Source organism: Arthrobacter sp. C9C5 (assembly GCF_013359735.1).
Lineage (GTDB): Bacteria > Actinomycetota > Actinomycetes > Actinomycetales > Micrococcaceae > Arthrobacter.
Map to the genome: position 1 here is coordinate 72,162 of NZ_JABFMX010000005.1, position 26,156 is coordinate 98,317.

Genomic DNA, 26,156 nt, shown 5'->3' on the forward strand with positions numbered 1-26,156 from the left:
ACGTTCGCTGTCGGCAAAGAGCCCCTGCGGTGCCCGAGCGCGTAGTGTTAGAGGCTGGAATATTTGAAGGCTGCGGAGCCGGTTTCGGCCGCAGCCGCAGCGCCCTGATCCCGGCCCCGCAAGGGCCAAAGGCGCCGGCACGGAGAGGTCCTTCATTGACGTTTAACCAGGGCGGACAGCTCCCGGCCGAACCCGCGCCCCGCGACGGCGGCAGCGGTAACCGCGGCGCCAGCGGCAAGCCCAGCCTCTGGTCCCGGTTCACCGCCGGACGCGGCGCCGCAGGCAGCGGAGGCAGTGCCCCGGGACGGAGGACCCGTGGTGCCAACGGCGGGGGAGAAGGCAACCGCTCCTCCACCATGCTCGTCTCCGGCGTGTTGGCGATGGCCCTCGGCCTTGCCGCCATGAGTCTGCCCGTTCCCTATGTGATCGAATCGCCCGGCCCTACGTTCAATACGCTCGGCACGGACAACGGCAAGCCGGTCATCACCGTGGCGGGACACGAGACTTTCCCGGCCAGGGGCAACCTGGACCTCACCACCGTCTACGTCGACGGCGGCCCCAACGGGCCGGTCACGGTCTTCGAAGCCCTGAGCGCCTGGCTGAACGCCTCCAAGGCGGTCTATCCGGAGGAACTGATCTTCCCCCAGGGCGTCACCAAGGAACAGTCGCAGCAGGAAAGCGCGGTCGCCATGACGACCTCGCAGGAGAACGCCGTCGCCGCGGCGCTCAAGGAACTCCGTATCCCGTTCGAGCAGAAGCTGCAGGTTGCCGGGATTCCGGACGACTCGGCGTCGAAGGGCAAGATCCAGGAAGGCGACGTGCTGGTCTCGATCGCCGGCAAGCCGATCACCGCACTGAGCGTTGTCCAGGCGCAGCTCGCGGCGGGGAACGGCAAGCCGGTCACGGTCGTCGTCGACCGCAACGGCAGGCAACTGCCGCTGACGGTCACCCCGAGCAAGTCCCAGACCGGCCGCTACCTCCTCGGCGTCGTGCTGCAGTACAAGTTCAAGTTCCCCTTCAACGTCAAGATCTCGCTGGACAAGGTCGGAGGCCCCAGCGCCGGCATGATGTTCGCCCTCGGCATTGTGGACACTGTGACGCCCGGTGACCTGACCGGCGGCAAGCATGTTGCAGGCACTGGCACCATCACGCCCGACGGCGCCGTGGGGGCCATCGGCGGGATCGGCCAGAAGATGGTCGGGGCCAGGTCCGGCGGCGCCACGATGTTCCTTGCCCCGGCGGCCAACTGCGACGACGTCGCGGGCCACATCCCGGCAGGCCTCCAGGTCGTCAAGGTGGAGAACCTGGCTGAGGCGCGCCGCGCCGTCGAGCTCGCCGCGGCTGGCGGCGACACATCGGGACTTCCGGCCTGCACCAGCAACTAGACTGACCCCGGAACTAAGCTCAGGCGCCACTCGTGGCACTAATGACGGCCGCTGCCGCCCTGACGGGGCGGCGCCGGCAGTCGCTAGACTGCAGCAACACGATGCACTTAGACAACTAAAAAACCAGCAGCACTGACGACCAGCTATGAGGTACCGAGTTTGTCCCGTCCCAGCACCGTCCCACCCGGAAGGCCACAGCAACGGCGAGGCGCACTGACGCCGACACTGATTGTTGTCGCCCTGATCGTCGTGGGCTTCATCTTCTTCGCCAATGTCTGGACGGACGTCCTCTGGTACCAGCAGTTGGGCTTCTTCGAAGTCTTCCTGACCGAGAACATCGCACGGATCGCTATCTTCCTGGCCGGCTTCGCCGTGATGTTCGCCGCCGTGTTCTTTGCGATCCGGATCGCCTATATCGCCCGGCCGGTCTACGCACCCGACTCGGACGTCCGCGACAACCTCAACCGCTACCAGGCCCAGCTTGAGCCGATCCGCCGCGTCGTCATGGTCGGCCTGCCGGTGCTCTTCGGCCTCTTCGCCGGCAGCGCGGCCGCCAGCCAGTGGCAAAAGGTGATGCTCTTCCTCAACCAGGAGCCCTTCGGCCAGAACGATCCGCAATTCAACCTGGACATCAGTTTCTACCTCATGACACTGCCCTTCCTGGGCTTCGTCACCGGTTTCCTGATCAGCGTCGCCGTCGTGGCCGGAATCGCCGGGATCCTCACGCACTACCTCTACGGCAGCATCCGCCTGATGGAGCGCGGCGTCTTCACCAGCCGCGCCGCCCAGATCCACCTCGCGGTCGCGGGCGCGGCGTTCCTGCTGCTGCTCGGCGTCAACTTCTGGCTTGACCGCTACTCCGCTGTGCTGAACAACGGCGGCCGCTGGGCCGGCGCGCTGTACACCGACGTGAACGCGGTCATCCCCACCAAGGCCATCCTTGCCGTCGCCGCCGCGCTCGTGGCCGTCCTTTTCATCGTTGCCGCCGTGATCGGCAAGTGGCGCTTGCCGGTCATCGGCACCGCCATGCTCGTGATCACCTCGATCCTGGCCGGCGGCGTCTACCCGTGGGTGATCCAGCAGTTCCAGGTCCGCCCCTCGGAGCAGACCCTGGAGAAGAAGTACATCGAGCGCAACATCACCATGACCCGCGCCGCCTATGGCCTGGATAAGATCCAGGAGAAGCGCTACGAGGCCACCACCAAAGCCACCACCGGCGCCCTCGCCCCGGACGCCCAGACCACCGCCAACATCCGCCTGCTGGACCCGAACCTGATCTCGGACGCGTTCTCCCAGCTGGAGCAGTACCGGCCGTACTACCAGTTCCCGAGCAGCCTGAACGTGGACCGCTATGAGGTCAACGGCAAGATCCAGGACACCGTCATCGCCGTGCGCGAGCTTAACCCGGGCGGCCTGGCCACCAACCAGCAGTCCTGGCTCAACAAGCACGTGGTCTACACCCACGGGTACGGCGTGGTCGCGGCCAAGGGCAACAAGTTCACCGCGGACGGCAAGCCCGAGTTCCTGCAGTCGGGCATCCCGTCCACGGGCGTGCTGGGGACCGACACCAGCTACCAGCCGCGGATCTACTTCGGCGAGAATTCGCCGGACTACTCGATCGTCGGCGCCCCGGCCGGTGCCGCGCACCGCGAGCAGGACCGCCCGGCGGCCAAGGAAGGCGACGCCGGAACGCAGTACACCTTCACCGGCAACGGCGGTCCGAACGTGGGCAGCTTCTTCAACAAGATCCTCTACTCGATCAAGTTCCAGTCCTCGGACCTGCTGCTGTCCGACGGCGTCAACGCCGAGTCGCAGATCCTTTACGACCGGAGCCCGAAGGACCGGGTGGAGAAAGTCGCGCCCTACCTGACCGTCGACGGAAACGCCTACCCCGCCGTCGTCGACGGCCGGGTGAAGTGGATTGTGGACGGCTACACCACGAGCCCGTATTTCCCGTACTCGCAGCAGGAGCAGCTCTCGGACGCCACGCGGGACTCGCAGACCTCGGCCGGCCGCACCGCCGCGTTGCCGAGCAACTCCGTCAACTACATCCGAAACTCGGTCAAGGCCACCGTGGACGCCTACGACGGTTCCGTCACGCTCTACGCCTGGGACGACCAGGATCCGGTCCTGAAGGCCTGGCAGAAGGTGTTCCCGACCTCCCTGAAGCCGTACTCGGAGATGTCCGGCGCCCTGATGAGCCATGTCCGCTACCCGGAGGACCTGTTCAAGGTCCAGCGCGAACTCCTGGGCCGATACCACGTGACGAACCCGGACAGCTTCTTCACCAACAACGATGCCTGGAGCGTGCCGAACGATCCGACCGTCAAGGAGGAGGGGGTCAAACAGCCGCCGTTCTACATGTCGCTGCAGATGCCCGACCAGGACAAGCCTGCCTTCCAGCTGACGTCTTCATTCATCCCGCAGGTAGTCAATGGCAATGCGCGCAACGTGCTCTACGGCTTCCTGGCCGCGGACTCGGATGCCGGCAACCAGAAGGGCGTGAAGGCGGCGAGCTACGGGCAGTTGCGGCTGCTGCAGATTCCGCCGGAAGCCAACGTCCCCGGGCCCGGCCAGGCGCAGAACAAGTTCAACTCCGATCCCACCGTGTCGCAGGCCCTGAACCTGCTGCGCCAGGGCGCATCGGCGGTGCTCAACGGCAACCTGCTGACGCTGCCGGTAGGCGGGGGCCTGCTCTACGTGCAGCCGGTGTACCTGAAGTCGACCGGCGAGACCTCCTACCCGACGCTGCAACGGGTCCTGGTCGCGTTCGGTGACAAGATCGGCTTCGCACCGACCCTTGACGAGGCACTGAACCAGCTTTTCGGCGGCCGATCGGGCGCGACCGCCGGCGACGCCGCCAACAACGGCCAAACCCCTGCCACCCCGGCCCCGGGAGCAACGCCCCCGGCCGCCGGCGGTACGACGGACGCCAAAGCGGAACTGAAGGCGGCCCTCGAAGAGGCCAACGCTGCGATCCAGGCCGGCCAGGCGGCCCTGGCCAAGGGTGACTTCGCGGCCTACGGCGAGCAACAGAAGAAGCTCTCCGCGGCCCTGCAGCGGGCGATCGACGCGGAAGCCAAGATCAACACGCCGTCGCCGTCGCCGTCACCGTCGGCCACGCCGTCGCCGAGCGGCAGCGCGTCACCGTCGGCCACGCCATCGCCCTCGCCGAGCAAGTAGGCGCAGGCGGCCCGACAGGCATTTGCAGGAAGGCCGAAGGCCGGATTCCCCGTTCCGTTGGAGCGGGGGATCCGGCCTTTCGCCTTGGCCTGGGCGGACGAACCGGCACGTTGCGGCCCCGGGCGGGGCCTCCGGGGCAGGATTCTTTTGACGTTCTAGTGACGGATGGGACGCACATCACGCCGCCCCGATTTGGCCTGCCGTTCACCGGCAGGTAAAGTTGATCATGCGACGCGGGGTGGAGCAGTTCGGTAGCTCGCTGGGCTCATAACCCAGAGGTCACAGGTTCAAATCCTGTCCCCGCAACTGAGAAGAAGTCCGGAACACTGGAAAGTGCTCCGGACTTCTTGCTTTAAGCCGTAAGGGCTTCGAAAGGATTCCCGGCGGCGCCCGGTTCTATCGGCGCCGGAGCGGGCAAGGGGCGCCCGTGGACCCGGCGGTGGTCGGGGCGGCGGCGAAAGTAGGGTAGTGTTGATCAAGCGACGCGGGGTGGAGCAGTTCGGTAGCTCGCTGGGCTCATAACCCAGAGGTCACAGGTTCAAATCCTGTCCCCGCAACCAATGGCAGTAACAGCAAAGGCCCGGATCCCAGGATCCGGGCCTTTGCTGTTTCCTAGGCTTCCTTAAGCCGCTGGTAGGTCTCCAGCGCCCGCGCCCGCGACTCGGGAAGGCCCACGATCGGGCCCGGGTAGCCGGCCGCGCCGCCGTCGGCCTTCCACGGTTCGTGTACCGCCTTGTCGTCGAGGCCGGCAAGCTCCGGAACAAAGGCCCGCAGGTAGCGGCCGGCGGCGTCGAACTTCTTGCTCTGGGTGACCGGGTTGAAGATCCGGAAGTAGGGGGAGGCGTCGGCTCCGGAACCGGCCACCCACTGCCAGTTGGCCGGGTTGCTCGCGGCGTCGGCATCCACCAGGGTGTCCCAGAACCACGCCTCCCCGAGCCGCCAGTCGGCCAGCAGGTTCTTGACCAGGAACGAGGCCGCCGCCATCCGGACACGGTTGTGCATCCAGCCGGTCTGCCACAGCTGGCGCATGCCGGCGTCCACCAGCGGATAGCCCGTGCGGCCCTGCTGCCACGCCTGCAGTTCGGCGTCCGACGGCGTCTGCCAGGCGAAGCGGTCAAACTCGGGGCGGTAGTTGCGGGTGGCCAGCTGCGGGTTCTCGTAGAGCAGCTGCCAGCAGAATTCCCGCCAGCCGAGTTCGGAGCGGAAGATTCCGACGTCGGCCGGTGCTCCGTGCGGGTAGCGTTCCCGCAGTGCATACCAGACCCGGAACGGGCTGATCTCGCCGAAGCGCAGGTGCGGGGAGAGCCTGCTGGTGCCCTCGACGCCGGGGACGTCCCTGCCGGTGCCGTAGTCGGCGGCCGGCCCGGCCAGGAAGTCTTCCAGCCTGCTCTGCGCGCCCGCCTCGCCCGGCGTCCATTCCGCGGCGAGCCCGGCGCTCCAGTCCGGGCTGTGGGGGAGCAGGTGCCAGCTTTCCAGAACTTCGCTCTCCGGGAGTTCACCGGCGCCGGTCTTGGCCGGCTCGGGGAGCCGCTGCGGCGCGTCCAGCGGCAGGCGGGGCTCCGGCGCGTCGAGGCAGGCCTTCCAGAACGGGGTGAAGACCTTGTACGGGCCGCCGGAACCGGTCCGCACCGTCCACGGCTCGAACATCAGACTGGCCTGGAAGCTCGAGGCGCTGATCTCCCGCCCCGCCGCCCAGTCCTTGAGGCCGGCGTCGATGGCGCGTTCCGGGCCGCCGTAGCGGCGGTTCCAGAGCAGCCGGGTGGCGCCGGTTTCCTCGGCCAGCCCCCGGATGACCTCCCCCGCCTGGCCACGCCGGAGGAGCAGGCGGGAACCTGCCGCCTCAAGGTCGGCGGCAAGCGACTCGAGCGAATGGTGCAGCCACCACTTCGCGGCGCCGCCGAGGGGCCGCACACCCGGCGAAACCTCGTCCAGCACATAGACGACGGTCAGAGGGCTGCCGAGCGCGGCGGCTTCCGCCAGGGCGGGGTTGTCGTCGAGGCGGAGGTCATCGCGGAGCCAGAGAAGGGTCGAAGACATGGCTCAACGCTACTGGATTGGGGGCGCTCCGGGGACACAGCAAAGGCCGGGCACCCAGCGGTGCCCGGCCCCGCCTCAAGGGTTAGAGCTTGTCGAAGTCGACTTCCTCCACCGTGGAGCGGGCGGCCGAGCCGTTTCCGGACCCGAGTGCCGGGGTGGCGCCGCCGGACTTGAGCGCCGCCAGGCGGGCCTCGATCTCGGTCTGCTCGCCGAGGTCCTCCAGGGAGTTGAACTGGGCGTCCAGGCTGGAGGCGGCGAGTTCCTGCTGGCCGCGGACCTTGGCCTCCTCGCGGCGGATCTTCTCCTCGAAGCGGCCCACCTCGGAGGTCGGATCCATGATGTCAATGCTCTTGAGGGCATCGTGCACCTGGGTCTGCGCGGCGGCCGTCTTGGACCGGGCCACCAGTTCGTTGCGCTTGCTGGTGAGCTCGTTGAGCTTGCCCTTCATCTGGTCCAGGCCGTGCTTGAGCTTGTCCACGACGTCGGTCTGGGAAGCGATGCTGGGCTCGGCCGACTTCGCCTCGTTCTCCGACGACATCTGGCGCTGCAGGGCCACCTTGGCCAGGTTGTCGAACTTCTCGGCATCCACAATGTCGCCCTTGGCACGGTATTCGTCGGCCTTGCGGGAGGCGGCCAGTGCCTTGTTGCCCCAGTCCTGGGCGTTCTTGATGTCCTCGTTGTAGTCGTCCTGGAGCATGCGCAGGTTGCCGATGGTCTGGGCGACCGCTGATTCGGCCTCGGCGATGTTGTTCGTGTAGTCGCGGACCATCTGGTCCAGCATCTTCTGCGGGTCCTCGGCCTGGTCCAGCAAGGAGTTGATGTTCGCCTTCGCCAGCTGCGCCATGCGGCCGAAAATGGACTGCTTAACCATGGTGTTACCTTTCGTCCTATCCAGTGGTGGCCACTGAATTCGGTGAACAGTGAATGTACCGCTTCTACCCGCCGGCTGGATCGAGTCCGCCGGCGCCTAGTCTGTAACCGGCCGGCTAGAAGTCGCCTCCGCCGCCGAAATCTCCGCCCCAGCCGCCGCCGGAGTCCCCGCCGCCACCCCAGCCGCTACCGGAGTCTCCGCCGCCACCCCAGCCGCCACCGCCGCCGCCACCGTGCAGGATGGAGTTGATCAGGATGCCGCCGAGGATGGCACCGCCGAGGCCGCCGCCTCCGCCGCCGCCGAACATCCCACCGCGGCCGTAGCCCTGGTTCGCGTAGCCGCCGAACTGGTCCACATCGGCCTGCGCCAGCTGTGCGGCCTGCGCGGCGAGGGAATGTGCCTGCTGTGCGTACTGCAGGGCCGTGACCGGGTCGGTGCGGGAGATGGACAGGGCGTAGTCGAGGTTGCGCTGCGCCTCGGCGAGCCGGGTGCGCGCCTCGGTGCCCACCCCGCCGCGGCGTGCCGTGATGTAGTCGGACGTCGCGCTGATCTGCGCTTGGGCGGACATGATGCTCTGCTGCAGCGAGGCCTGCGCCCGGCGGGCCTGCTCCTGCTGGTCCCGGATGCCGGTGAGGGCCGTGTCGAGGAACTGGTGGGCATTTTCCACGCGCTCCAGCGTGGTGATGGGGTCGATCTTGCCGGCCTGGATTTCGGCCTTGACCTGGGCCAGTGCGGCCTCCACGCCGGCGACCGGTCCGGCCAGTTCCGGGTGGGCGCCGGACTGGATCATGGCCCGGGCCTGGGCGAGGTCCTGCGACGTGTCCACGACGGCGGACTCGAGCCCGCCGCTGGCCTCATCCAGGTTGGCCGCCACCTTGGTGATGGCTCCAAGCAGCACGTTGGTTTGGTGCAGGCTCTCCTCTGCCGCCCGCACCGCGACGGCGGCGAGGCTGCCCTCACCGGCGTTGAGCTTGTCCCGGGCCGTGGCGGAGGCGTTTTGCACGAACGCCAGCCGTTCCTTGGCCTGGCTGATGTTGTCCGCGACCTGCGTCAGCGCGCTCTCCGCGTACTTGGCGCGCAGCCCGGTCAGGGATTCCTCCGCCGCAGCGATCTTCGCCTCGGCCTCGGTGGCGCCCGTTCCGACTGCCGCCAGCGCCTGCGGGGCGTTCTTCTCAAGCTCCCGCAAGGAATCGAAGTCCGCCTTCTGCTCCTGGAGGGAGGACAGTGCGGCCTCGGAGCGGCGGATGATTTCGCCGAGCCAGGTCCGCTGCTGCTCTTCGGTGTCCGGAATGTGGTCGTCGAGTTGCTGCTGCAACTTGAACGACTCGCTCATGTGGGCTTTGGCGTCCTGCAGTGCCTTCGTGAAGTTGCCGACGGCGGCATCGCCGTACTGCGCCTGCGCGAAGCCAAGCTCCTGTTCGCTGGACTTGATGGCGTCGTCCGCTTCGATCAACAGCGAACCGCTCTTTCGCCGCAGTTCCTCAACGCTCAGTCCCGCCAGCGGGTCGAGGTCGGCGCCCTGCGGGCCATAGCCGGCGCCGCCTGCCGCGGCGGCCTTCTTCCGACGGTTGCGCAAGTAGAGGTAGGTTCCCACGCCGCCGGCCGCCACGACGCCGACGCCGACAAGAACGCCGTTCCCCGCGCCGGATGGGACTGAACCACTGCCGCCACCTGCGGCGTCGCCGATCGCTGCTGCCGTGTCGATGGCTGCCTGCGCATAGTCTCCGTTGCGCAGTTGCGGGTCGACCGCGTTCTTAATGATGTTTTCCCGCTGGGCGTTCGTGATCTTGCTGTTGACCGGCTTGCTCAGCTGATACTTGCGGGCTTCAGTGGCCACGGCGAGTACTAGCGAGTTGGATCCAAGGTTGGCTTTCTCCGCCACGGTCTCAGCCCACTGCCCGCTGTCGCTTGGGTTCTGGAAAGTCTTCACGTAAACCACGTAGAGGTTCATCTGGTGGTCGGTGCCGAGTTTCTTGATTGCGGTCTCGACCTCTGGCTTCTTGCCGCCCAAGACGCCGGCCGAGTCGACAATCTTATTGGCCGGATCCAGTGTCACCGGATCTTCGGCGAGGGCAGGAGCGGCGGGGAGCGCCAGCAGTCCGGCCACGCCGAGAACGGCGAGGAATCGTTTCATCATTGACCGCATGTGCAACCCTTCAGCACTTCTGTGACCGGATCGAGCCGAGCCGGTCGTCTCAGAACGCAACAGCGCCCCCACGCAGGTGTAAAGCCGCAGGTCGCTGTGGCAATTCCATTTGATTCTATGGTGCACCCCAAAGGCCGTCCACCGCCGGGAATATGCCACCAGCGAAACGCGCTGAAGCCGGCGGGACGGCAGCACCCAGCCCCACCCCTCCGCGCGTCGGCATTCAGGAACCTCCCAGCAAATGTTCGCTCTTGTTCCAGTCTGGGCCGCCATAATTGACTGCAGACGAGGATGAAAGGAAGTCCCATGACTGAGAACCCAATGCAGGGCGCGTCACCGGATCCATCTAGCACGAACCGGGAGCCGCTTGAGCCGGGGGAGGCCGCTGCCGGGGCTCCGCACGGCGCTGCGGCGGAGGACTCAGCCCGGGAAAACCCGACCATGAGGCTTGACCACTCAGTGGACGGCTCCCCGCGTCCTGTATATCCGGAGCGTCCGCCGGCCTATGGCCAGCACGCGGCTCCCGAGACGCAGCAGTTTGGCGCGCCCTCGGCCGCAGAGCACCCCGCGCCCTACGGCCAGGGTGCCAGCGCCTACGGCGGTTACGTCAACCAGCCGCCGGCCGGCCAGGCTCTCCACAACAACGCGTTCAACCACCCCAGCAATGCGCCCAAGCGCAAGGCCGCCTTCGGCGTACCGACGCTCGTGGCCAGCATCCTGGCGGCCGGCCTGGTGGGCGGCGGAGTCGTCGCCGGCAGCAACGCGCTGATCGGGAACCGTCCGCTGGCGTCGACCGGCGGCTCCAGCCAGTCCGGGACCGTGATCGTGAACAACAAGGACGACGTCAACGCGATCACCGCCGCAGCCATGAAAGCCTCGCCCAGCGTCGTGACCATCAAGGCCACGAGCGGAAGCGACGGAGGCACGGGCTCAGGCATCATCCTGGACGGTGATGGCCACGTCCTCACCAACACCCACGTCGTCACCCTGGACGGCAAGACGGCCAACGCCGCCGTGGAGGTCCGCACGAGCGATGGCAAAGTCTTCAGCGCGAAGATCGTCGGCACCGACCCGCTCTCTGACCTCGCCGTGATCAAGATCGACAAACCGGCCGGGCTGGTTCCAGCCACCCTTGGCGACTCGGACAAACTCAACGTCGGTGATACCGCCGTCGCGATCGGCTCCCCGCTGGGACTGACCGGAACCGTCACGGACGGCATCGTCTCCACGCTCAACCGCACCATCAGCGTGGCCTCCTCGGCCGCCCCCAAGGGCGGCGCCGACAATTCCCAGGGCGGTGACCAGGGCTTCCAGTTCGCCCCTCCCGGTGGCGGCCAGGCGCCGAGCACCACCGATCAGGGCAGCATCTCGATCAACGTCATCCAGACCGACGCGGCCATCAACCCGGGCAACTCCGGCGGCGCGCTGGTGAACAGCAAGGGTGAAATCATCGGCGTCAACGTGGCCATCGCCTCCGCTGGCGGAGACGCAAGCGGCGGCACGAGCAGCGGCAACATCGGCGTCGGCTTCAGCATCCCGATCAACCACGCCAAGCGCGTCGCCCAGGAGATCATCAGCAGCGGCAAGGCCACCCACGGCCAGCTTGGAGTGAGCGTGAAGTCCAAGGCTGCCGGCACCTCGTCCTCCGGCTTCTCGGTCGGCGCCGACGTGGCTACGGTCGAGCCGGGCTCGGCCGCCGACAAGGCCGGCATCAAGGTGGGCGACGTCATCACGAAGTTCCAGGACCGGACCATCAGCGATCCGAACCAGCTGACGGCCGCCGTGCGCGAGCAGGCCGCCGGCGCGACCGTCAAGGTCACCGTCCTCCGGGGCGGCCAGGAACAGCAGCTCGACGTGACCCTTGGTGCGGCCGCCGACCAGTAACGACCAAAGGAATGAAGTGAGGGTCCCGGGGCCGCAGCGCCCCGGGCCCGTGACGCCGGCCGGCACCTTGGGGGTGCCGGCCGGCTCTGCTTTTCCCCGCTCCCTTTTGCGGCCCCCTGACGGCCGTTACTGCCCTTTCCGGGGCGGCCTGACACAGGCGTTAACCGAGGCGGCGCCAGGCCCGCGCTATATGGTTAGCTAGGAGCAACCCGGCACCCCGGGCGCTCCCTGGCCACGTCCCCACCCGGCTGGCTGCCCACCCGCATGGAAGGCTGCTGTAAACACAGTGGAAGAGACTTTGAAGATCATCGTGCTGGTCAAGCACGTACCGGACGCGCAGTTCGACCGACACCTCGGCGGCGGGGACAACACCACGGACCGGTCCGAAAGCATCCTGTCGGAGCTCGACGAATACGCCTTGGAAGCCGCGCTGCAGCTCATCGAGGCCCGCGGCGGCGAAGCGGCAGGCAACAAGGTCATCGCCCTGAGCATGGGCCCGGCCGGTGCCGTTAACGCCGTCAAGAAGTCGCTGCAGATCGGCGCCACCGAAGGCGTCCACCTCAGCGACGACGCGCTCGCCGGCTCGGACGCGGCGGCCACCTCGCTGGCCCTGGCCGCGGCGATCCGGCACCTCGGCGCCGACGCCCCCGCGGATCTCATCCTGACCGGCATGGCCTCCACCGACGGGGAGACCTCGCTGGTCCCGGCCCAGCTCGCCGAGCGCCTTGGCCTGCCGCAGGTGACCTTCGCAGCCTCGCTGGAACTCGACGGCGGCAAGCTCACGGCCCGCCGCGACGGGGACTCCCATGCGGACACCGTCGAGGCCACCCTGCCGGCCCTCGTCTCGGTCACCGACCAGATCAACGATCCCCGCTACCCGAACTTCAAGGGCATCATGGCGGCGAAGAAGAAAACCATCACCGCCCTGACGCTGCCGGACATCGGCGTCGAACCCGGTCAGGTGGGGCACGCCGGGTCCTGGACCGCCGTCGAGACAGCCGAGGCCCGCCCGCCGCGGACGGCCGGCACCATCATCACAGACGAAGGCGACGCCGGCCTCAGGCTGGTCGAGTTCCTGGCCGCCCAGAAGCTGCTCTAAGGGGAAATCCAGACATGGCAAAAGTACTTGTATTCATCGATACCCCCGGCCCGGCGCTGAAGAAGTCCAGCCTGGAGCTGCTCACCATCGCGCGGTCGCTAGGCGAGGCCGCGGTGGCGTTCAATGGCGAACTGCACGACGACGTCGCCGCCGAGCTGGCAGCCTACGGAGCTGGGGAACTCTACATCCCCGCGGCCGCGGACCTCAACGACTACCTCGTCGGCCCCAAGGCGGCGTTCCTCGCGGCCGCGGTCGGAACCTCCGGGGCCACGGTCGTCCTGGCCGAGAACTCGGCCGAGGGCAAGGAAGTCGCGGCGCGGCTGGGAATCAAGCTCGGCGCCGGTGTGATCACCGACGTCGTCGCGGTGGACCCGGACGGGACCGCGCACAAGTCGGTGCTCGCCGGCTCGTACACCACCACGGCCAGGGCCACCACCCCGGTGGCCGTGCTGTCCGTCAAGGCCAACAGCGTCGCCCCGGAGCCGGCCGCCACCGCAACCGCCCCGCGGCCCGTAACGGTCGAGCTGCCGGCCGACGCCACGGCCGGCGCGGCCAGGGTGACCGCCCGGACCGAGAAGGCCGCCAGCGGCCGCCCCGACCTTTCCGAGGCCCGGATCGTCGTGGCCGGCGGCCGGGGAGTGGACGGAAACTTCGGACCCCTGGAGGACCTCGCCGACGCCCTGGGTGCGGCCATCGGCGCTTCCCGCGCCGCCACGGACGCCGGCTGGATCGGCCATGATGCGCAGATCGGCCAGACCGGCAAGACCGTCTCCCCGCAGCTCTACATCTCGGCCGGCATTTCCGGCGCCATCCAGCAGAAGGCCGGCATGCAGACCGCCAAGGTGATCGTGGCGGTGAACAAGGACGCCGAATCCCCGGTCTTCGAGATCGCCGATTTCGGCATCGTCGGCGACCTCTTCCAGGTGCTGCCGCAGGCCACCGAAGAAATCAAGAAGCGCAAAGGCTGACCATTGAGCACCAACGCCCCCGCGGCACAGAGCCCGTTCGATCCGAACCACACCCGGATCGAGCGGGTGCTTTGTTTCACCGCCCACCCGGACGACATCGACTTCGGCGCCGCCGGCACCATCGCCGCGTGGACCGCCGCCGGGGTCCAGGTCAGCTACTGCATCATGACGGACGGGGACGCCGGCGGCTTCGACCCGGCAAAGCGCGACGAAATTGTCCGGCTGCGGACGGAGGAACAGCAGCGCGCCGCCGCACTCGTCGGCGTGAGCGATATCCACTACCTGCACCAGCGGGACGGCTACCTTGAACCCTCGCACGAGGTCATCCGCGAGGTGGTGCGCCTGATCCGCCGGCTCCGCCCCGACGTCGTGCTCGCCATGCATCCGGAACGCAACTGGAACCGGATCCAGAAGAGCCACCCGGACCACCTGGCGGTGGGGGAGGCGGTGACCAGGGCGGTCTACCCGGCGCTGGAGAACCCCTTCGCGTACCCGGAGCTGGCTGCGGCCGGGCTGGAAGCCTACAAGCTTCCCTGGCTGTGGCTCTTCGCCGGACCGGAGGAGCGGGAGAACCACTTCGTGGATGTCACCGGGAACGTCGAGGAAAAGCTGGCGGCCATCCACATCCACGCCAGCCAGCACCCCGACGTCGACGCCATGGAACGCACCGTCCGCGGCCTCATGCTCACCACCGGGGAACGCGGCGGCCTCGCTCCGGGCCGGAGCGCCGAGGCGTTCCACGTCGTCGCCGTCAACGGCCCGGGAACCATCGCCGGCTTCTAGTGTTGCCCAGGCGTGACCGCTGCCATATGCTTGCCATTGTTTAAATCATATTTATTGATGGAAGGCAGACTTTAATGGCGAAGACTGCGCAGCACCCCGTCCTGGTCATCATGGGCGTCTCAGGATCGGGCAAATCCACCGTGGCCGGCCTGTTGGCCGGGCGGCTGGGATGGGACCTCGCGGAAGGCGACGACCTGCATCCGGCGTCCAACGTGGCCAAGATGCACGCCGGCCAGCCCCTGACGGACGAAGACCGCTGGCCCTGGCTGGACAGCATCGCCGCCTGGATCCGGGAGCACACCGCCGCCGGGACGCCCGGCGTCGTGACCTGCTCGGCCCTGAAGAAGCGGTACCGCGACATCCTGCGCGGGGAGGGCGTGGTTTTTGTCTTCCTCGAAGGCAGTAAGGACCGGATCTCGGACCGCCTCGCCTCCCGGCACGGCCACTTCATGCCACCGGCGCTGCTGGAATCCCAGTTCGACGCGCTGGAAGCCCCCACCGAGGACGAAAACTTCATCACCCTCTCCGTCGGGGCAACCCCTGCGGACGAAGCCCAGGAAATCATCGACCGGCTCCACCTCAACGGCGCAGACGCCGCCACGCGCTAACCGCGCGCCGGTCACCATCCCCATATTCCAGCTAGGAAAACGTTTTGAATTCTCTTGCAGCAATGCAGCTTCCCGCTGCCCTCGAGGCCTGGACCGGCCACGACACCCAGCTCCTGGTGGTCGCCGGCCTCGGCATCGCACTGATCGTGGTGCTGATCGCCAAGTTCAAGCTCCACCCCTTCCTCGCCCTCGTGCTCGGCTCGGCCTTTGTTGGACTGGCCTCGGGCGTGGAACTGCCCAAGATCATCAGCAACTTCGAGGACGGCGTGGGCGGCGTCCTGAAAGAGGTCGGCCTGCTGATCGCCCTCGGCGCCATGCTGGGCAAGCTCCTGGCGGACTCCGGGGGAGCCAACCGCGTGGTGGACACGCTGCTCGCCAAGGCGGGCGGTAACCGGGTGGTCTGGTCCATCACGCTCGTCGCGGTGATCATCGGCCTGCCGATGTTCTTCGAAATCGGCCTCGTGCTGCTGCTGCCGGTGATTGTCCTGGTCACCCAGCGCTCCAAAATGCCGCTGATGCGCATCGCCATCCCGGCGCTGGCCGGATTGTCGGTGCTGCACGGCCTCGTGCCGCCGCACCCGGGTCCGCTGATCGCGATCAGCGCCGTCAAGGCCGAACTGGGCACCACGCTCGCACTCGGACTCCTGGTCGCCATCCCCACAGTCATCATCTGCGGGCCGTTGTTCTCCCGGCTCGCCGCCAAATGGGTGCCGGTGGGCGCCCCCGCCGTAGCGGGCGGCATCGACACCGAGCACGGCGCCGACCTCGAAGGCGTCAAGCGCCAGCCCAGCTTCCCGGTGACGCTGATGACCATCATCTTCCCGGTGGTCCTGATGCTGCTCAAGGCCGTCGTGGACATCATCTGGCCCGACCCCGCCACGGCGCCCTGGATCCGGGTCTTCTTCGATTTCGTGGGCCAGCCGCTCGTGGCGATGACCCTGGCGGTCCTGCTCGCCATCGGCACCTTCGGCTACGCCGTCGGCTTCACCGGCAACAAGATCACCACCAAGATCGGCGCGAGCCTCGGCCCGATTGCCGCGATCCTGCTGATCGTGGGCGCCGGCGGCGGCTTCAAGCAGACCTTGATCGGCGCCGGCGTCGGCGACGCCGTCAAGAAATGGGCCGAGGGCGCCAACATGTCCGTGCTGGTCCTCGGCTTCCTCGTGGCCGTGGCGCTGCGCCTGGCCACCGGCTCCGCGACGGTGGCTACCGTGACCGCGGCAGGCATCGTGGCACCGCTGGCCAGTTCGCTGTCCCCGACCCACGCCGCCCTGCTGGCCCTCGCGATCGGCGCCGGCTCGCTCTTCCTCTCGCACGTCAACGACGCCGGGTTCTGGCTGGTGAAGGAACTCTTCGGCCTCAGCGTCGGCCAGACGTTCAAGACCTGGTCCGTGATGGAGACGCTGATATCCGTGGTGGGCTTTGCCTTCGTGATGCTGCTCTCGCTGGTCATTTAGCGGGCCGGCACAACAACAAGAGCCGCGCAGGCCCCGAGCGATCGGGTCCTGCGCGGCTTTGTCGTTGTCAGATAGTTCGTCGTTGCCGGCTACTAGGCGCCCAGCGGGGCGGAGGCCACGGTCGGCATGGTGGGCGTCTTAGAGCCGCCCGCCGGCTCCACCGTGATGCCCAAGGCAGCGGCGGAACCGATGCCCGTGACGACGGCAGGCTTGGACAGCGCCTCCGCGTCCATCAGGCCCTTGGAGACCGGAGCCGAGCCGTCCTTCGGGATCAGCCACATCTGGTAGACCTTGCCCGTCGGCGGAGCGGGAACGCCGTTCATCTTCACAACCGCGGCGTCCTTCGAGGACGAGAGCGTCAGCGAGGCCGTGCCGCCGCCGATCACGTCGATCGTCGCCTTGCGCACGTCGCCGGCCTGGAGTACTTGGTTCAGCGGGTCGTTCTGGTTGGCGACATACGCGCCCACCCCGACCCCGCCTACGGCGATGGCGGCAGCCGCGGCGACGCCGATCAGCCAGTTGCGCATGCCCTGGGGCCGCCGTCGTTCCTCCCGGCGCTGGCGGGCGGCACTGAGTTCGTCGGTGACCGGAAGCCCGGGGTGTTCGCGGACCGGACGGGCCACCACCGGAGGAGCGGCAGGGCCCGGCCGTGCCTCTGCACCCGGCTCAGCTGCCTGCGCCGGCAGGGCCGCGACAATGCGGTCGAAGAGTCCGGCCGGCGGCTCCTCCTCCGCGCTAAAGCTCATCGTCAACGTCTCGCGGGCCTGCCGGACACGCTCCTCGAACTCGGCCCGTTCCGCCGGCGGGGCCTCCATGAGGTAGCGGTCGACGGCGGTGCGTTCGGCGTCGTCAAGGGCATGCAGCGCGTAGACCTCGGCGAGGTCGACGGCGCGGCCGGAGCTGAGGTCGCTGGCGATGTCGGCGGAAAAGCTGCCGGGCGTGCGGCCGCTGTTCTGTGGATTCATGTCATTCATCTCAACTCACCCCCAAACAGGTCTTCAGTCGGATCAGTCCGTCGCGGATGCGGGACTTAATGGTGGGAACGGCCGCGTTGAGCCTCTCGGCAACTTCCCGGTAGGTGAGCCCGCCGTAGTAGGCGAGCCGGACGGATTCCTGCTGCGTATCCGTCAGTGTCTCCAGGCACCGGACCACCGCTTCGGCCTCGAGCTTGCTGCCGACCTCATCGGACACGGAGTCGTGGTCGATCTCCTGGCTGCTCGCGCCGTACTTGGCCTCACGGTCGGTGGACGACTGCGAGGACCGGACCTTGTCCACGGCCCGGCGGTGGGAAATGGTCATCAACCACGCGAGCGGGCTGCCGGCGTCGGCGTTGAACTTCGCGGCGTTCTGCCAGACCTGGAGGAAGACTTCCTGCGTGGTGTCCTCGCTCAGCTCCGTGTCAATCAGGACCCGGCGCGCCATGCCGAAAACGCGGCGCGACGTCAGCTGATAGAACTCGGCGAAGGCGGCCTGGTCCCCGTTGGCGATCTGTCCGAGCAGGGCTCCCAGCCGGCGGTTAACGTCGGCTGAGGTACTGGGGGGAGCGGCGGCCTCGGGGTTCGGGGCATTCGGAGTTTCCATCACCCTCAAGCATAAGGTGCCAGCTGCCGGTCCGGGGCCAGAACGGGCTTCGACCGTGCCGTGGTTGCCCGCAGCCCAAGGGGCCGGGCGTCTATCCGCCTGCATCATTGTCACCTGCCGCTCCTCGCTCCCTTCGACTCTCGCCTGGATGGTCTCTCACAAAGGATTCGGCGCGGCAGGTAAATCGGATGGGCCGGATTTCAGGAAAATTTGCGTCAGCGGTCCGTTCCGGATCCAGCGCCGGACGCCCCGGTGCTACAGCTTGGCGCCCGCGAAGCCCTGCTGGCGCCAGGCCTCGTAGACGGCAATCGACGCCGCGTTGGCCAGGTTCAGCGAACGCAGCGCCGGCAGCATTGGCAGCCGGACACGGGAGGTCACATGCGGGTCGTGCTTGAGTTCCTCGGAAAGGCCCACGGATTCCCGGCCGAACATCAGCACATCGCCGGGCCGGTAGTTGATCTCTGTGTAGGAGGTTTCGCCGTCGGACGTGAAGGCGAAGACCCGCTCGGGCTGCAGTGCGTCCCACGCCGCGTCGATGTCCGGGTGGACGGTGACGACGGCGAGGTCGTGATAGTCCAGGCCGGCGCGGCGGAGCTTGGCGTCGGAGAAGTCAAAGCCCAGCGGCTCCACGAGGTGGAGTTCGGCCCCCGTGATGGCGGCCAGCCGGATGGCGTTGCCGGTATTGCCGGGGATTTCGGGGCTGTGGAAGAGGATGCGGAACACGCTCCCATCCTAGCGAGCGGCCGGCCGCTAGTGCATTCCGCGCAGCAGCCGGGCCAGCACCGGCACGTTTACCGTGTTCGGGGCGGGCCCGGAACTGAGGAACTGCTTGAGCCCGCGGGCCAGCCCGGCGGCATTGACCACCTGCACGAGCTCGTGGCTGTCGGCGCGGTCTCGGGAGCGGCCGTGCCGGTCAATCACCGGTTCGTGCAGGTTGCCGTCGGTGCTATGGACGACGGTCCAGCCGGTGACGTTCAGCTCCGGGAAGATGTCCTGCATCCGGCGCACCACATGGGCCAGCTGCGGCGGGGCGATGGACCGTCCGCCGTGGTTCAGGGTGCTGCCGTTCCAGGCGTAGGCTCCCGGCGGCAGGAGCATGGAACCGATGATGGCCAGCCGGTAGCCGGAGACCAGCACGTGGTCGATGTGGCTGTTGTCCGCGGGGGACTGCAGGCCGTTGATCAGCCGGGCGGCCGGGATGGCCGGCAGGATCTGCCGGGTGATCAGCTGCACCGTCCGCATTTCGCGCTGGATGCGCGCCTCGGCGCCGAAAATGCCCCGCCGGCGCGGCATGCCGTGGACCTGCTGCCGGGCCACCGACGCCGGGATCAGCGGCACCTCACCGGCCGCCGCCACCTCTTCGAAGGAGGGAACGTAGACCGGAGCATCCGCGGCGGTGTTGCGCGGCGTGTTCGGACGGCGGACATGCGCGGAAGCCCGGCTGCCGGCGGCCGGGGCGTCGAAGTGCGCCCCCTCCTCGGCCGGGGCCGTGCGGCTGGAGAAGGCGGTCCCGCTGCCGTAGGAACGGTCGTAATCGGCACGGCGCTTGGCATCGATGAGGGTCTCATAGGCCAGGGTCACCCGGCGGAACGTGGCGGCGTCGCCCCCGTGGTCGGGGTGGGCCGTGCGGGCAGCCTTACGGTAGGCCACCTTGATGTCCTTGTCCGTCGCCGTGACAGGGATCCTGAGGACCTGGTAATGCGAGCTGTTGCCCTGCGTCAAGCACGATTCCTTTGCGTCAGTGGAGCCGGTCCGGCCTGGACCTCCGGCGTGGACAGTTTAACCGGCTGGGGGAATAACGAGCGTGCAGCCGTGGATGGTTCCCGGCGGCTGGCATAATTCAGCGCATGAAGATTGCCCTCGCCGTCAACCCGCGCGCCTCCTTTGGCCGCGGTCAGCATGCCGGCCGGGAAGCGGCCGAGTGCCTCCGTGCGGCCGGGGTCCAGGTTCAGCTGCTGTGCGAGGACAGCTACCAGCAGCTGTCCCAGGCCGTGGACAAGGTGCTCGCCGACGGGGTGGACGCGCTGGTCGTGGTGGGCGGCGACGGCATGGTCCACCTGGCTGTCAACGCGCTCGCCGGGTCGGGTGCCCCGTTCGGCGGGACACCGCTGGGCATCATTCCGAGCGGAACCGGAAACGACATGGCGCGCGCGCTCGGCCTGCCGCGGCACGACATCCCGGCGGCCGCCGCACGCGTGCTGGCTGCCCTGCCGTCGGGCGGGCGCCTGATCGACGCCGGCCGGGTGAGCTCCGGCGGCCGGACTCACTGGTTTGCCGGGGTGGTCTCCGCTGGCTTTGACGCCGCGGTCAACGAGCGCGCCAACGCGTGGCGCCGGCCGCGCGGCCAGGCCCGGTACAACCTGGCCATGCTGCGCGAACTGGCCACCTTCCGCGCCATCGAGTACACCGTGACGGCCGACGGCGAACGCTGGCAGCAGGGAGCCATGCTGATCTCGGTGGCCAACGGACAGTCGATCGGCGGCGGCATGAAAGTCGTGCCCGACGCCGTGCTCGAGGACGGGTACCTGGACCTGTTCATCGTCCGGCCGTTGTCTCGCGCCGCTTTCCTGGCGGTGTTCCCCAAGGTTTTTTCCGGCAAGCACGTGGGCCACCCGGCCGTGGAGATCCGCCGGGTCCGGCGGGTTGACCTTGAGGCCGACGGCGTCGTCGCGTACGCGGACGGCGAGCGGGTCGGACCGCTGCCGCTGACCATCGACGTTGTGCCCGGCGCGCTCCGGGTCCTGGCGTAGGCAGGGGACGGGCATGGCGGGCCACGGCACGGCACGGTTCGGCGGCGCACTGCTGGCGCTGCTGCCCCTGCTGGCCCTGCTGGCAGGCTGCAGTGTGGGGGTTCCGGATCCCTCGGCGGCCAAGCCGGTGAGCAGCGCTGCCACCCTCGCCACCCCGACCGTGACGCCGGGGTACGACGCCGAAGCGGTCGCTGCGCGCAGCCTGCCTTTCAGCGCGGGGGACCGCCTCGCTGCCGGTGTGCCGGTCCGACTCTCCGACGGGCTGAGCGACGCCCCCGGCTGGAAGCCCGGCAAACAGGACGTGGCAGGAGCCAGCGAGTACCGGAAGGCCGACGGCTGCCTGGTCTCCGCCAGGGTCCGGGTGAACCAGTGGCCGCTCGTCGTCGCCGGCGACGACAAGGCGTCCACGGAGGCCCTCTTCCACTACCTGGACCCGAGCATCCTGCCGTCCTACCTCAAGACGGCAGCCCTGCGCTGGGGCGGCGAGCCGGACAAACCGGGCCCGCGGCTCGAGGTGCTGGTGCTCGAGGGCGGCAAGAAGGCCGGGACCCGGGCGACCGCCAGCTACGCCCGGCTCTTTGCCAAGGCCGGCTCATCCGTCTACGTCTCCGTCTCCTGCCCGGACGCCGCGGCGCTCGCGGCCGCGCGTGCCGACGTCGCCGCCCGGCTGGCCGTGCTGCCGCCGTCGTCCTGACCCGCCGAAGCGGGCGGGCCGACGGCGGCGGCGGGCGGGCTAGCGGATCTTTGCGGGCGAGAGCCTGTTCAGCGCCAGGGCCCCGACCAGCAGGCCGAAATCGCGCAGTGCCACGTCGAAGTAGCTGCCCAGGACCAGCAGGTTGACGATGATGCCGAGCAGCCACACGGCGACCAGCAGGGATCCGAAGCGCGGCCGGACCGCCACGGCGAGGCCGGCGATGATTTCGACGACGCCGACGATGTACATGAAGCTGTGCGCCGGCAACGGGATGACTGAGGTGGCCACCGGGGCGAGATACATCGTCCAGTCGGTCAGCAGGTTGGTGAACTTGTCCACGCCGAAAATGATCGGCGCCACCGTAAAGACCGTGCGCAGGCGGGGTTAAGCAATGGATCTTGTTTTTAGAGTTAAGCTGAGGCCATGAACCGTTTGCCGTGGAGCCGCAGGATTGCCGCCGTCGCGTCCCTGGGGGATGGAAACCGCCGGCGGCTCTTTGACTTCGTCGCCGCGGCGGAGCAGGCGGTGGGCCGCGACGACGCGGCCGGTGCCCTCGGGCTGGCACGGAGCACGGCGTCGTTCCACCTGGACCGGCTGGTCCACGACGGCCTGCTGGCGGTGGAGTTCCGGAAACTCGGCGGCAAAGAGGGGCCTGGCTCCGGCCGGCCGGCCAAGCTGTACCGCGCGGCCGTCCAGGAGGTCTCGGCATCGGTCCCGGAACGCAACTACGATCTGGCCGCCGAACTCCTGGTGACGGCCATTGAACAATCCGCGGCCGACGGCGGATCGGCCCGGGCCGCGCTGCTGCAGGCCGCCCGGGCGCGGGGCCTGGCCGCGGGGGAAGCCGCCGGCGCGGCCGACTTCGCCGAGCTGCTTGCCGCCGAGGGGTACCGGCCGGCGGACGACGGTGCCGGCGGGCTCGTGCTGCTCAACTGCCCGTTCCACCGGGTAGCCCAGGGCCATGCGGAGGTGGTCTGCGCCATGAACGGCGCGTTCCTGGGCGGGGCCGCGGCAGGCTGCGGGGTGGATCCGGCCAGGGTGGAAGCGCTCGACATCGAGGAACTCCGGGGGGAGGGCTCGGCTGCCCCGGCCCAGTGCTGCGCCCGGATCAGGCCGCTCTGAGCTTCGCCTGGCCCTTGATCCCGGTCAGCAGGACGCCGGCTACCACCATGATGCCGCCTGCTACCTGGACGAGGGTCAGCGGCGTGCCAAGCGCGACCGTGATGATGGCGGTGAAAACCACCATCAGGTTCAGATAGTTCCCGGCGGTCCCCGGCGGGGTGGTCTTCAAGGCCAGGTTCCAGAACAGGTAGGCGCCCAGTGAGGGGAAGACCGCTATGTAGGCCAGCGACCAGCCTTCGGCCGGGGTCTCCGGCAGCCGCACGTGCATGGCCAGGGCAAAGGGGGCCAGCGTCACGGTCGCCATGGCGACCTGCACCGCGGTGGCGGCGATGGCGGGAATGTCCAGCCGGCGGGCGATGATCGTATAGCTGCCCCAGACCACGATGGCGCCGATCATCAGGAGCTCCCCGGTGTTGATCGAGAGGCTGAATACCCGCTGCAGTTCGCCGCGGGTGAGTACCAGCAGCACGCCCAGCAGCCCCAGCCCGATGCCCAGCCAGCCGAGTCTGGTGGTCCTCTCGCCGAGCAGGAAAATTGCCATCACCACAATCAGGGCCGGGTTCGCCGCCGTGATCAGCGAGGCGTTCATCGCGGAGGTGTAGCCCAGCGCACCGTAGAGCAGCAAGGTGTAGCCGCTCATCCCCAGCGCGCTCAGCAGCAGCAGCACGGGCCAGCGGCGCAGGACCGCGCGCCAGTCCGGCTTTTCCACGAAGTGGGCCAGAGCCAGCAGCGGCAGTGCGGCCAGCGTCCAGCGCCAGAAGGTCAGGTCCAGGGGCGTCATCGAGGCGACCGCGGCCTGGCCGACGACGAAATTTCCGGACCAGAACAGGGTGGCCAGGACGAGGTACAGGGACGCTTTCACCGCTTGAATGTACACCAGTGCCGGCGCCGTCCGGCGTCGCCCTCCGGCGTCTTCCGGCCGGGCCGTCCCGCGGTGCCGAGCAAGCCGCCACGGTAGAATTGGCCTGTGCCCGTATACCTAGACCACGCTGCCACCACGCCGCTCGCCGCGGAGGCGCTGGCCGCGCTGACGCGTGAGCTGGCCCGCACCGGCAACCCGTCCTCGCTGCACGGGTCCGGCCGCCGCGCCCGCCGGGCCGTCGAGGATGCCCGCGAGGCCCTGGCCGCGGCAGCCGGGGCGCATCCTTCGGAGATTATCTTCACCTCCGGCGGCACGGAAGCCGACAACCTTGCCGTGAAGGGACTCTATTGGGCCCGCCGGGCCGAGGATCCGCGGCGAACCCGCATTCTCTGCTCCGCCGTCGAACACCACGCGGTGCTGGACACCGTCGAATGGCTCGAACGGCACGAAGGAGCCGACGTCCGCTGGCTGCCCGTGGACGCCGACGGCGTGCTGGACCTGGCCGCGCTGGAAGCCGAGCTGGCCGACGATCCCGCCTCGATCGCCCTGGTCACCGTCATGTGGGCCAACAACGAGGTAGGCAGCGTCCAACCGGTCGCGGAGGTCGTGCGGCTGGCGCACGCCGCCGGCGTGCCGGTGCATTCCGACGCCGTGCAGGCGTTCGGCTCCGTGCCGGTTGATTTCCGCGGGTCCGGCCTGGACGCCATGTCCATCTCCGGCCACAAAATCGGCGGTCCCGTGGGCGTCGGCGCCCTGCTGCTGGGCCGCGCCGTTAAGCTGACCCCGGTCCAGCACGGCGGGGGACAGGAACGCGACGTGCGCTCCGGCACCCTGGACACCGCTTCAATCGCAGCCTTCGCCGCAGCGGCGGAGGCGGCCACCGGAAATCTGGCCGCCGAGTCGGCACGGATCTCCGCGCTCCGGGACCGGCTGATCGACGGCGTCCGCGCCGCCGTTCCGGAGGCCGTGCTGCGCGGAGCCCCCGGGGCCGGCCGACTGCCGGGCAACGCGCATTTCACCTTCCCCGGCTGCGAGGGCGACTCGCTGCTGTTCCTGCTGGATCTCGCCGGGGTGGAATCCTCCACCGGCTCCGCCTGCACCGCCGGCGTGCCACGGCCCTCCCATGTGCTGCTCGCCATGGGCCTGGATGAGGACACCGCCCGGGGCGCCCAGCGCTTCACCCTCGGCCACTCCTCTACCGACGCCGACGTCGACGCGCTGCTGGCGGCCCTGCCTGCGGCGTACACCCGCGCCCGCCAGGCCGGCATGGCCGGACACGAGTCCAGCATCCAGACCGCGGGAACCGTCGCCCGCCAATCCGCCAACGGCTAGTCCCCGGGCAGTAGCTGCTCCAGCGGGACGTCCGGATCCGCCAGGGAGTCCGCGCTGACGGCGGCGCGTGCGGTAATGAGTGCCTTGATGGCTTTTTGCGGCTTGTCGGAGCGCGGCCAGTTGACGTTCATGCCTGCGACCACGCGGCCGTCACGCTGCCAGAAGGCGAGGAATTCCTGCCGCTCCAGTGAACCCCGGAGCACGGGAGGGCCCTCGACCAGGCTTGGGAAGCCGGAGTACTCCATGCTGACGTCGTACTGGTCCGTATAGAAGTAAGGAATGCTGTCCAGTACGGCTTCCCGTCCGAGCATTGCCCGGCCGGCGACCTTCCCGCCGTTGAGCGCGTTGGACCAGTGTTCGCTGCGGTGGTGCCCGCCGGTGAACGGATGCAGGGCGTTGGCGACGTCGCCGGCGGCAAAGACTCCCGGAGCCGAGGTCTGCAGCGAGGCGTCCGTGAGGATCCCGTTGTCCAGGTCGATGCCGGCGGCTGCGGCGAGCGATGTCTCGGGGACAACGCCGACCGCGATGACAACCAGGTCCGCGGCCAGGACTTCGCCGGCGTCGGTGCGGACGCCGGTGACCCGGCCGTCCACGCCCGTGATCGCTGCAGCCGACGCCGGCAGCCGGAACCGCACGCCCCGCGACTCATGCAGCGAGCGGAAGAAGGCTCCCAGTTCGGGGCCGATCGCCGCGGCCAACGGCACCTGCTCGAGGCCCAGCAGGGTGACGGAGTTGCCGTACGAGTTCGCAGCGGCCGCAAGCTCCATTCCGATCCAGCCCGAGCCGACCATCACCACGTTCCGGCCGCCACCGGAGAGGGCATCCCGGAGCCGGCGGCTGTCGTCGAGCGTCCGGAACGTCATGACGCCGTCGAGGCTGCTGCCGGGCAGTGGAATCGAGCGCGGACGTGCCCCCGTGGCCAGCAGGAGCGCGGAATAGGGGAGCCGGCCGCCGTCCCCGAGGGACACCGTGCGGGCCGCGGTGTCCAGCCCGGTGACCGGAACGCCCAGCCGGAGGTCGACGTCGTTCTCTCCGTACCAGCCGGCCGGTGCCACCGGGAGGGCGTCCTCGCCGTCCTTGCCCAGAAGGTACTCCTTGGACAGCGGCGGCCGCAGGTAGGGGGCCTGCGCCTCCTCGGCGAGCAGCGTGACCGGGCCCTCGAAGCCCTCCGCCCGCAGGGTCTTGGCTGCGGTGGCGCCCGCCAGGCCGCCGCCCACAATCACGATGTTCTCGACAGCCATCTCGCGCGTCCCGTCTGGGTTTCGCCGGCGTTTTTCTAAAACTGTTAATGCCGACTTTAGAAGCGCGGCAGGCTGCCGTCAAGCCTTTTTGGGGCAGGAATCGGCGTGGCGATAGAATCGGTAGGCGGGCGCTGTGTTATTCCTCTGCCCGCG

At 68.7% G+C, this 26,156-nt stretch carries 22 protein-coding genes and 2 tRNA genes; 14 read left to right on the forward strand and 10 right to left on the reverse strand.

The window, feature by feature from the left end; genetic code table 11:
* Positions 1 to 155 precede the first annotated feature (155 nt).
* The 4 genes from HNO80_RS05360 (at position 156) to HNO80_RS05375 (ending at position 5,128) form a co-directional block, all read left to right on the forward strand.
* Positions 156 to 1,385 (forward strand): YlbL family protein, encoded by a 1,230-nt coding sequence (locus tag HNO80_RS05360; protein WP_502707816.1) that lies wholly within the window; start codon positions 156 to 158, stop codon positions 1,383 to 1,385.
* A gap of 159 nt (positions 1,386 to 1,544) precedes the next feature.
* Positions 1,545 to 4,568: a UPF0182 family membrane protein gene (locus HNO80_RS05365; protein ID WP_175321807.1), complete on the forward strand. Its 3,024-nt coding sequence runs from the start codon at positions 1,545 to 1,547 to the stop codon at positions 4,566 to 4,568.
* 232 nt (positions 4,569 to 4,800) lie between these two features.
* Positions 4,801 to 4,874 (forward strand) — tRNA-Met (locus tag HNO80_RS05370).
* 177 nt (positions 4,875 to 5,051) lie between these two features.
* Positions 5,052 to 5,128, forward strand: a tRNA-Met gene (locus tag HNO80_RS05375).
* 52 nt (positions 5,129 to 5,180) lie between these two features.
* On the opposite strand, the gene HNO80_RS05380 is transcribed toward HNO80_RS05375, so the two are convergent.
* From HNO80_RS05380 to HNO80_RS05390, 3 genes are all read right to left on the reverse strand, one after another.
* A complete protein-coding gene (locus HNO80_RS05380; RefSeq protein WP_175321808.1) occupies positions 5,181 to 6,605 on the reverse strand; it encodes a cryptochrome/photolyase family protein in 1,425 nt (474 codons plus the stop codon).
* Positions 6,606 to 6,687: 82 nt separating this feature from the next.
* Complete coding sequence (locus HNO80_RS05385) at positions 6,688 to 7,476, reverse strand: PspA/IM30 family protein (protein WP_175321809.1); 789 nt, start codon at positions 7,474 to 7,476, stop codon at positions 6,688 to 6,690.
* A gap of 115 nt (positions 7,477 to 7,591) precedes the next feature.
* Positions 7,592 to 9,622, reverse strand: a complete 2,031-nt coding sequence (locus tag HNO80_RS05390; RefSeq protein ID WP_175321810.1) for a TPM domain-containing protein — start codon at positions 9,620 to 9,622, stop codon at positions 7,592 to 7,594.
* Positions 9,623 to 9,928: 306 nt separating this feature from the next.
* Here HNO80_RS05390 and HNO80_RS05395 point away from each other — a divergent pair, with 306 nt between their 5' ends.
* From HNO80_RS05395 to HNO80_RS05420, 6 genes are all read left to right on the forward strand, one after another.
* Positions 9,929 to 11,506 (forward strand): S1C family serine protease, encoded by a 1,578-nt coding sequence (locus HNO80_RS05395; RefSeq protein ID WP_175321811.1) that lies wholly within the window; start codon positions 9,929 to 9,931, stop codon positions 11,504 to 11,506.
* Between the two features lie 298 nt (positions 11,507 to 11,804).
* The gene (locus HNO80_RS05400; protein WP_175321917.1) at positions 11,805 to 12,605 is read left to right on the forward strand and encodes an electron transfer flavoprotein subunit beta/FixA family protein; all 801 of its coding nucleotides are present in this window, start codon (positions 11,805 to 11,807) and stop codon (positions 12,603 to 12,605) included.
* Positions 12,606 to 12,619: 14 nt separating this feature from the next.
* Positions 12,620 to 13,573, forward strand: coding sequence for an electron transfer flavoprotein subunit alpha/FixB family protein (locus tag HNO80_RS05405; protein WP_175321812.1), 954 nt, complete (start codon positions 12,620 to 12,622; stop codon positions 13,571 to 13,573).
* Between the two features lie 3 nt (positions 13,574 to 13,576).
* Complete coding sequence (locus HNO80_RS05410) at positions 13,577 to 14,356, forward strand: PIG-L deacetylase family protein (RefSeq protein WP_175321813.1); 780 nt, start codon at positions 13,577 to 13,579, stop codon at positions 14,354 to 14,356.
* Positions 14,357 to 14,430: 74 nt separating this feature from the next.
* A complete protein-coding gene (locus tag HNO80_RS05415; RefSeq protein ID WP_175321814.1) occupies positions 14,431 to 14,964 on the forward strand; it encodes a gluconokinase in 534 nt (177 codons plus the stop codon).
* A gap of 62 nt (positions 14,965 to 15,026) precedes the next feature.
* A complete protein-coding gene (locus HNO80_RS05420; RefSeq protein WP_175321918.1) occupies positions 15,027 to 16,421 on the forward strand; it encodes a GntT/GntP/DsdX family permease in 1,395 nt (464 codons plus the stop codon).
* Between the two features lie 92 nt (positions 16,422 to 16,513).
* Here the strand turns inward: HNO80_RS05420 and HNO80_RS05425 are convergent, their stop codons facing one another.
* The 4 genes from HNO80_RS05425 to HNO80_RS05440 all read right to left on the reverse strand — a co-directional run bounded on the left by HNO80_RS05425 (position 16,514) and on the right by HNO80_RS05440 (position 19,724).
* Positions 16,514 to 17,386, reverse strand: a complete 873-nt coding sequence (locus HNO80_RS05425; RefSeq protein WP_175321815.1) for an anti-sigma factor — start codon at positions 17,384 to 17,386, stop codon at positions 16,514 to 16,516.
* A gap of 10 nt (positions 17,387 to 17,396) precedes the next feature.
* Positions 17,397 to 18,002, reverse strand: coding sequence for an ECF RNA polymerase sigma factor SigK (sigK, locus tag HNO80_RS05430; RefSeq protein ID WP_175321816.1), 606 nt, complete (start codon positions 18,000 to 18,002; stop codon positions 17,397 to 17,399).
* 255 nt (positions 18,003 to 18,257) lie between these two features.
* Complete coding sequence (locus HNO80_RS05435; protein WP_175321817.1) at positions 18,258 to 18,725, reverse strand: tRNA (cytidine(34)-2'-O)-methyltransferase; 468 nt, start codon at positions 18,723 to 18,725, stop codon at positions 18,258 to 18,260.
* Positions 18,726 to 18,752: 27 nt separating this feature from the next.
* Entirely contained in the window at positions 18,753 to 19,724 is a 972-nt protein-coding gene (locus HNO80_RS05440; RefSeq protein ID WP_175321818.1) for a J domain-containing protein, read from the reverse strand.
* Between the two features lie 125 nt (positions 19,725 to 19,849).
* On the opposite strand from HNO80_RS05440, the gene HNO80_RS05445 reads away from it, so the two are divergent.
* Both HNO80_RS05445 and HNO80_RS05450 read left to right on the forward strand, forming a co-directional pair.
* Positions 19,850 to 20,752, forward strand: coding sequence for a diacylglycerol/lipid kinase family protein (locus HNO80_RS05445; protein WP_175321819.1), 903 nt, complete (start codon positions 19,850 to 19,852; stop codon positions 20,750 to 20,752).
* A gap of 13 nt (positions 20,753 to 20,765) precedes the next feature.
* Positions 20,766 to 21,446, forward strand: a complete 681-nt coding sequence (locus HNO80_RS05450) for a hypothetical protein (RefSeq protein ID WP_175321820.1) — start codon at positions 20,766 to 20,768, stop codon at positions 21,444 to 21,446.
* A 39-nt stretch (positions 21,447 to 21,485) separates the two neighbouring features.
* Here the strand turns inward: HNO80_RS05450 and HNO80_RS05455 are convergent, their stop codons facing one another.
* Positions 21,486 to 21,806 carry a hypothetical protein gene (locus HNO80_RS05455; RefSeq protein WP_349627230.1) on the reverse strand — a complete coding sequence of 107 codons (321 nt, stop codon included), beginning with the start codon at positions 21,804 to 21,806 and terminating at the stop codon, positions 21,486 to 21,488.
* A 63-nt stretch (positions 21,807 to 21,869) separates the two neighbouring features.
* On the opposite strand from HNO80_RS05455, the gene HNO80_RS05460 reads away from it, so the two are divergent.
* On the forward strand, positions 21,870 to 22,568 hold the full coding sequence (locus tag HNO80_RS05460) for a helix-turn-helix domain-containing protein (RefSeq protein WP_175321821.1): 699 nt from the start codon (positions 21,870 to 21,872) through the stop codon (positions 22,566 to 22,568).
* Here the strand turns inward: HNO80_RS05460 and HNO80_RS05465 are convergent.
* Positions 22,555 to 23,430 (reverse strand): DMT family transporter, encoded by an 876-nt coding sequence (locus HNO80_RS05465; RefSeq protein WP_175321822.1) that lies wholly within the window; start codon positions 23,428 to 23,430, stop codon positions 22,555 to 22,557. The genes HNO80_RS05460 and HNO80_RS05465 overlap by 14 nt on opposite strands.
* A gap of 105 nt (positions 23,431 to 23,535) precedes the next feature.
* Here HNO80_RS05465 and HNO80_RS05470 point away from each other — a divergent pair, with 105 nt between their 5' ends.
* Entirely contained in the window at positions 23,536 to 24,762 is a 1,227-nt protein-coding gene (locus HNO80_RS05470; protein ID WP_175321823.1) for a cysteine desulfurase family protein, read from the forward strand.
* Here the strand turns inward: HNO80_RS05470 and HNO80_RS05475 are convergent.
* Entirely contained in the window at positions 24,759 to 26,003 is a 1,245-nt protein-coding gene (locus HNO80_RS05475; RefSeq protein WP_175321824.1) for an NAD(P)/FAD-dependent oxidoreductase, read from the reverse strand. The genes HNO80_RS05470 and HNO80_RS05475 overlap by 4 nt on opposite strands.
* Between the last annotated feature and the right edge of the window lie 153 nt (positions 26,004 to 26,156).

Coding starts and splice junctions, on each gene's coding strand:
- HNO80_RS05380 (WP_175321808.1), bottom strand. CDS start 6,605: ATGTCTTCGACCCTTCTCTGGCTCCGCGATGACCTCCGCCTCGACGAC.
- HNO80_RS05385 (WP_175321809.1), bottom strand. CDS start 7,476: ATGGTTAAGCAGTCCATTTTCGGCCGCATGGCGCAGCTGGCGAAGGCG.
- HNO80_RS05390 (WP_175321810.1), bottom strand. CDS start 9,622: ATGCGGTCAATGATGAAACGATTCCTCGCCGTTCTCGGCGTGGCCGGA.
- HNO80_RS05395 (WP_175321811.1), top strand. CDS start 9,929: ATGACTGAGAACCCAATGCAGGGCGCGTCACCGGATCCATCTAGCACG.
- HNO80_RS05405 (WP_175321812.1), top strand. CDS start 12,620: ATGGCAAAAGTACTTGTATTCATCGATACCCCCGGCCCGGCGCTGAAG.
- HNO80_RS05415 (WP_175321814.1), top strand. CDS start 14,431: ATGGCGAAGACTGCGCAGCACCCCGTCCTGGTCATCATGGGCGTCTCA.
- HNO80_RS05420 (WP_175321918.1), top strand. CDS start 15,027: ATGCAGCTTCCCGCTGCCCTCGAGGCCTGGACCGGCCACGACACCCAG.
- HNO80_RS05425 (WP_175321815.1), bottom strand. CDS start 17,386: ATGAATCCACAGAACAGCGGCCGCACGCCCGGCAGCTTTTCCGCCGAC.
- sigK (WP_175321816.1), bottom strand. CDS start 18,002: ATGGAAACTCCGAATGCCCCGAACCCCGAGGCCGCCGCTCCCCCCAGT.
- HNO80_RS05445 (WP_175321819.1), top strand. CDS start 19,850: ATGAAGATTGCCCTCGCCGTCAACCCGCGCGCCTCCTTTGGCCGCGGT.
- HNO80_RS05450 (WP_175321820.1), top strand. CDS start 20,766: ATGGCGGGCCACGGCACGGCACGGTTCGGCGGCGCACTGCTGGCGCTG.
- HNO80_RS05460 (WP_175321821.1), top strand. CDS start 21,870: ATGAACCGTTTGCCGTGGAGCCGCAGGATTGCCGCCGTCGCGTCCCTG.
- HNO80_RS05475 (WP_175321824.1), bottom strand. CDS start 26,003: ATGGCTGTCGAGAACATCGTGATTGTGGGCGGCGGCCTGGCGGGCGCC.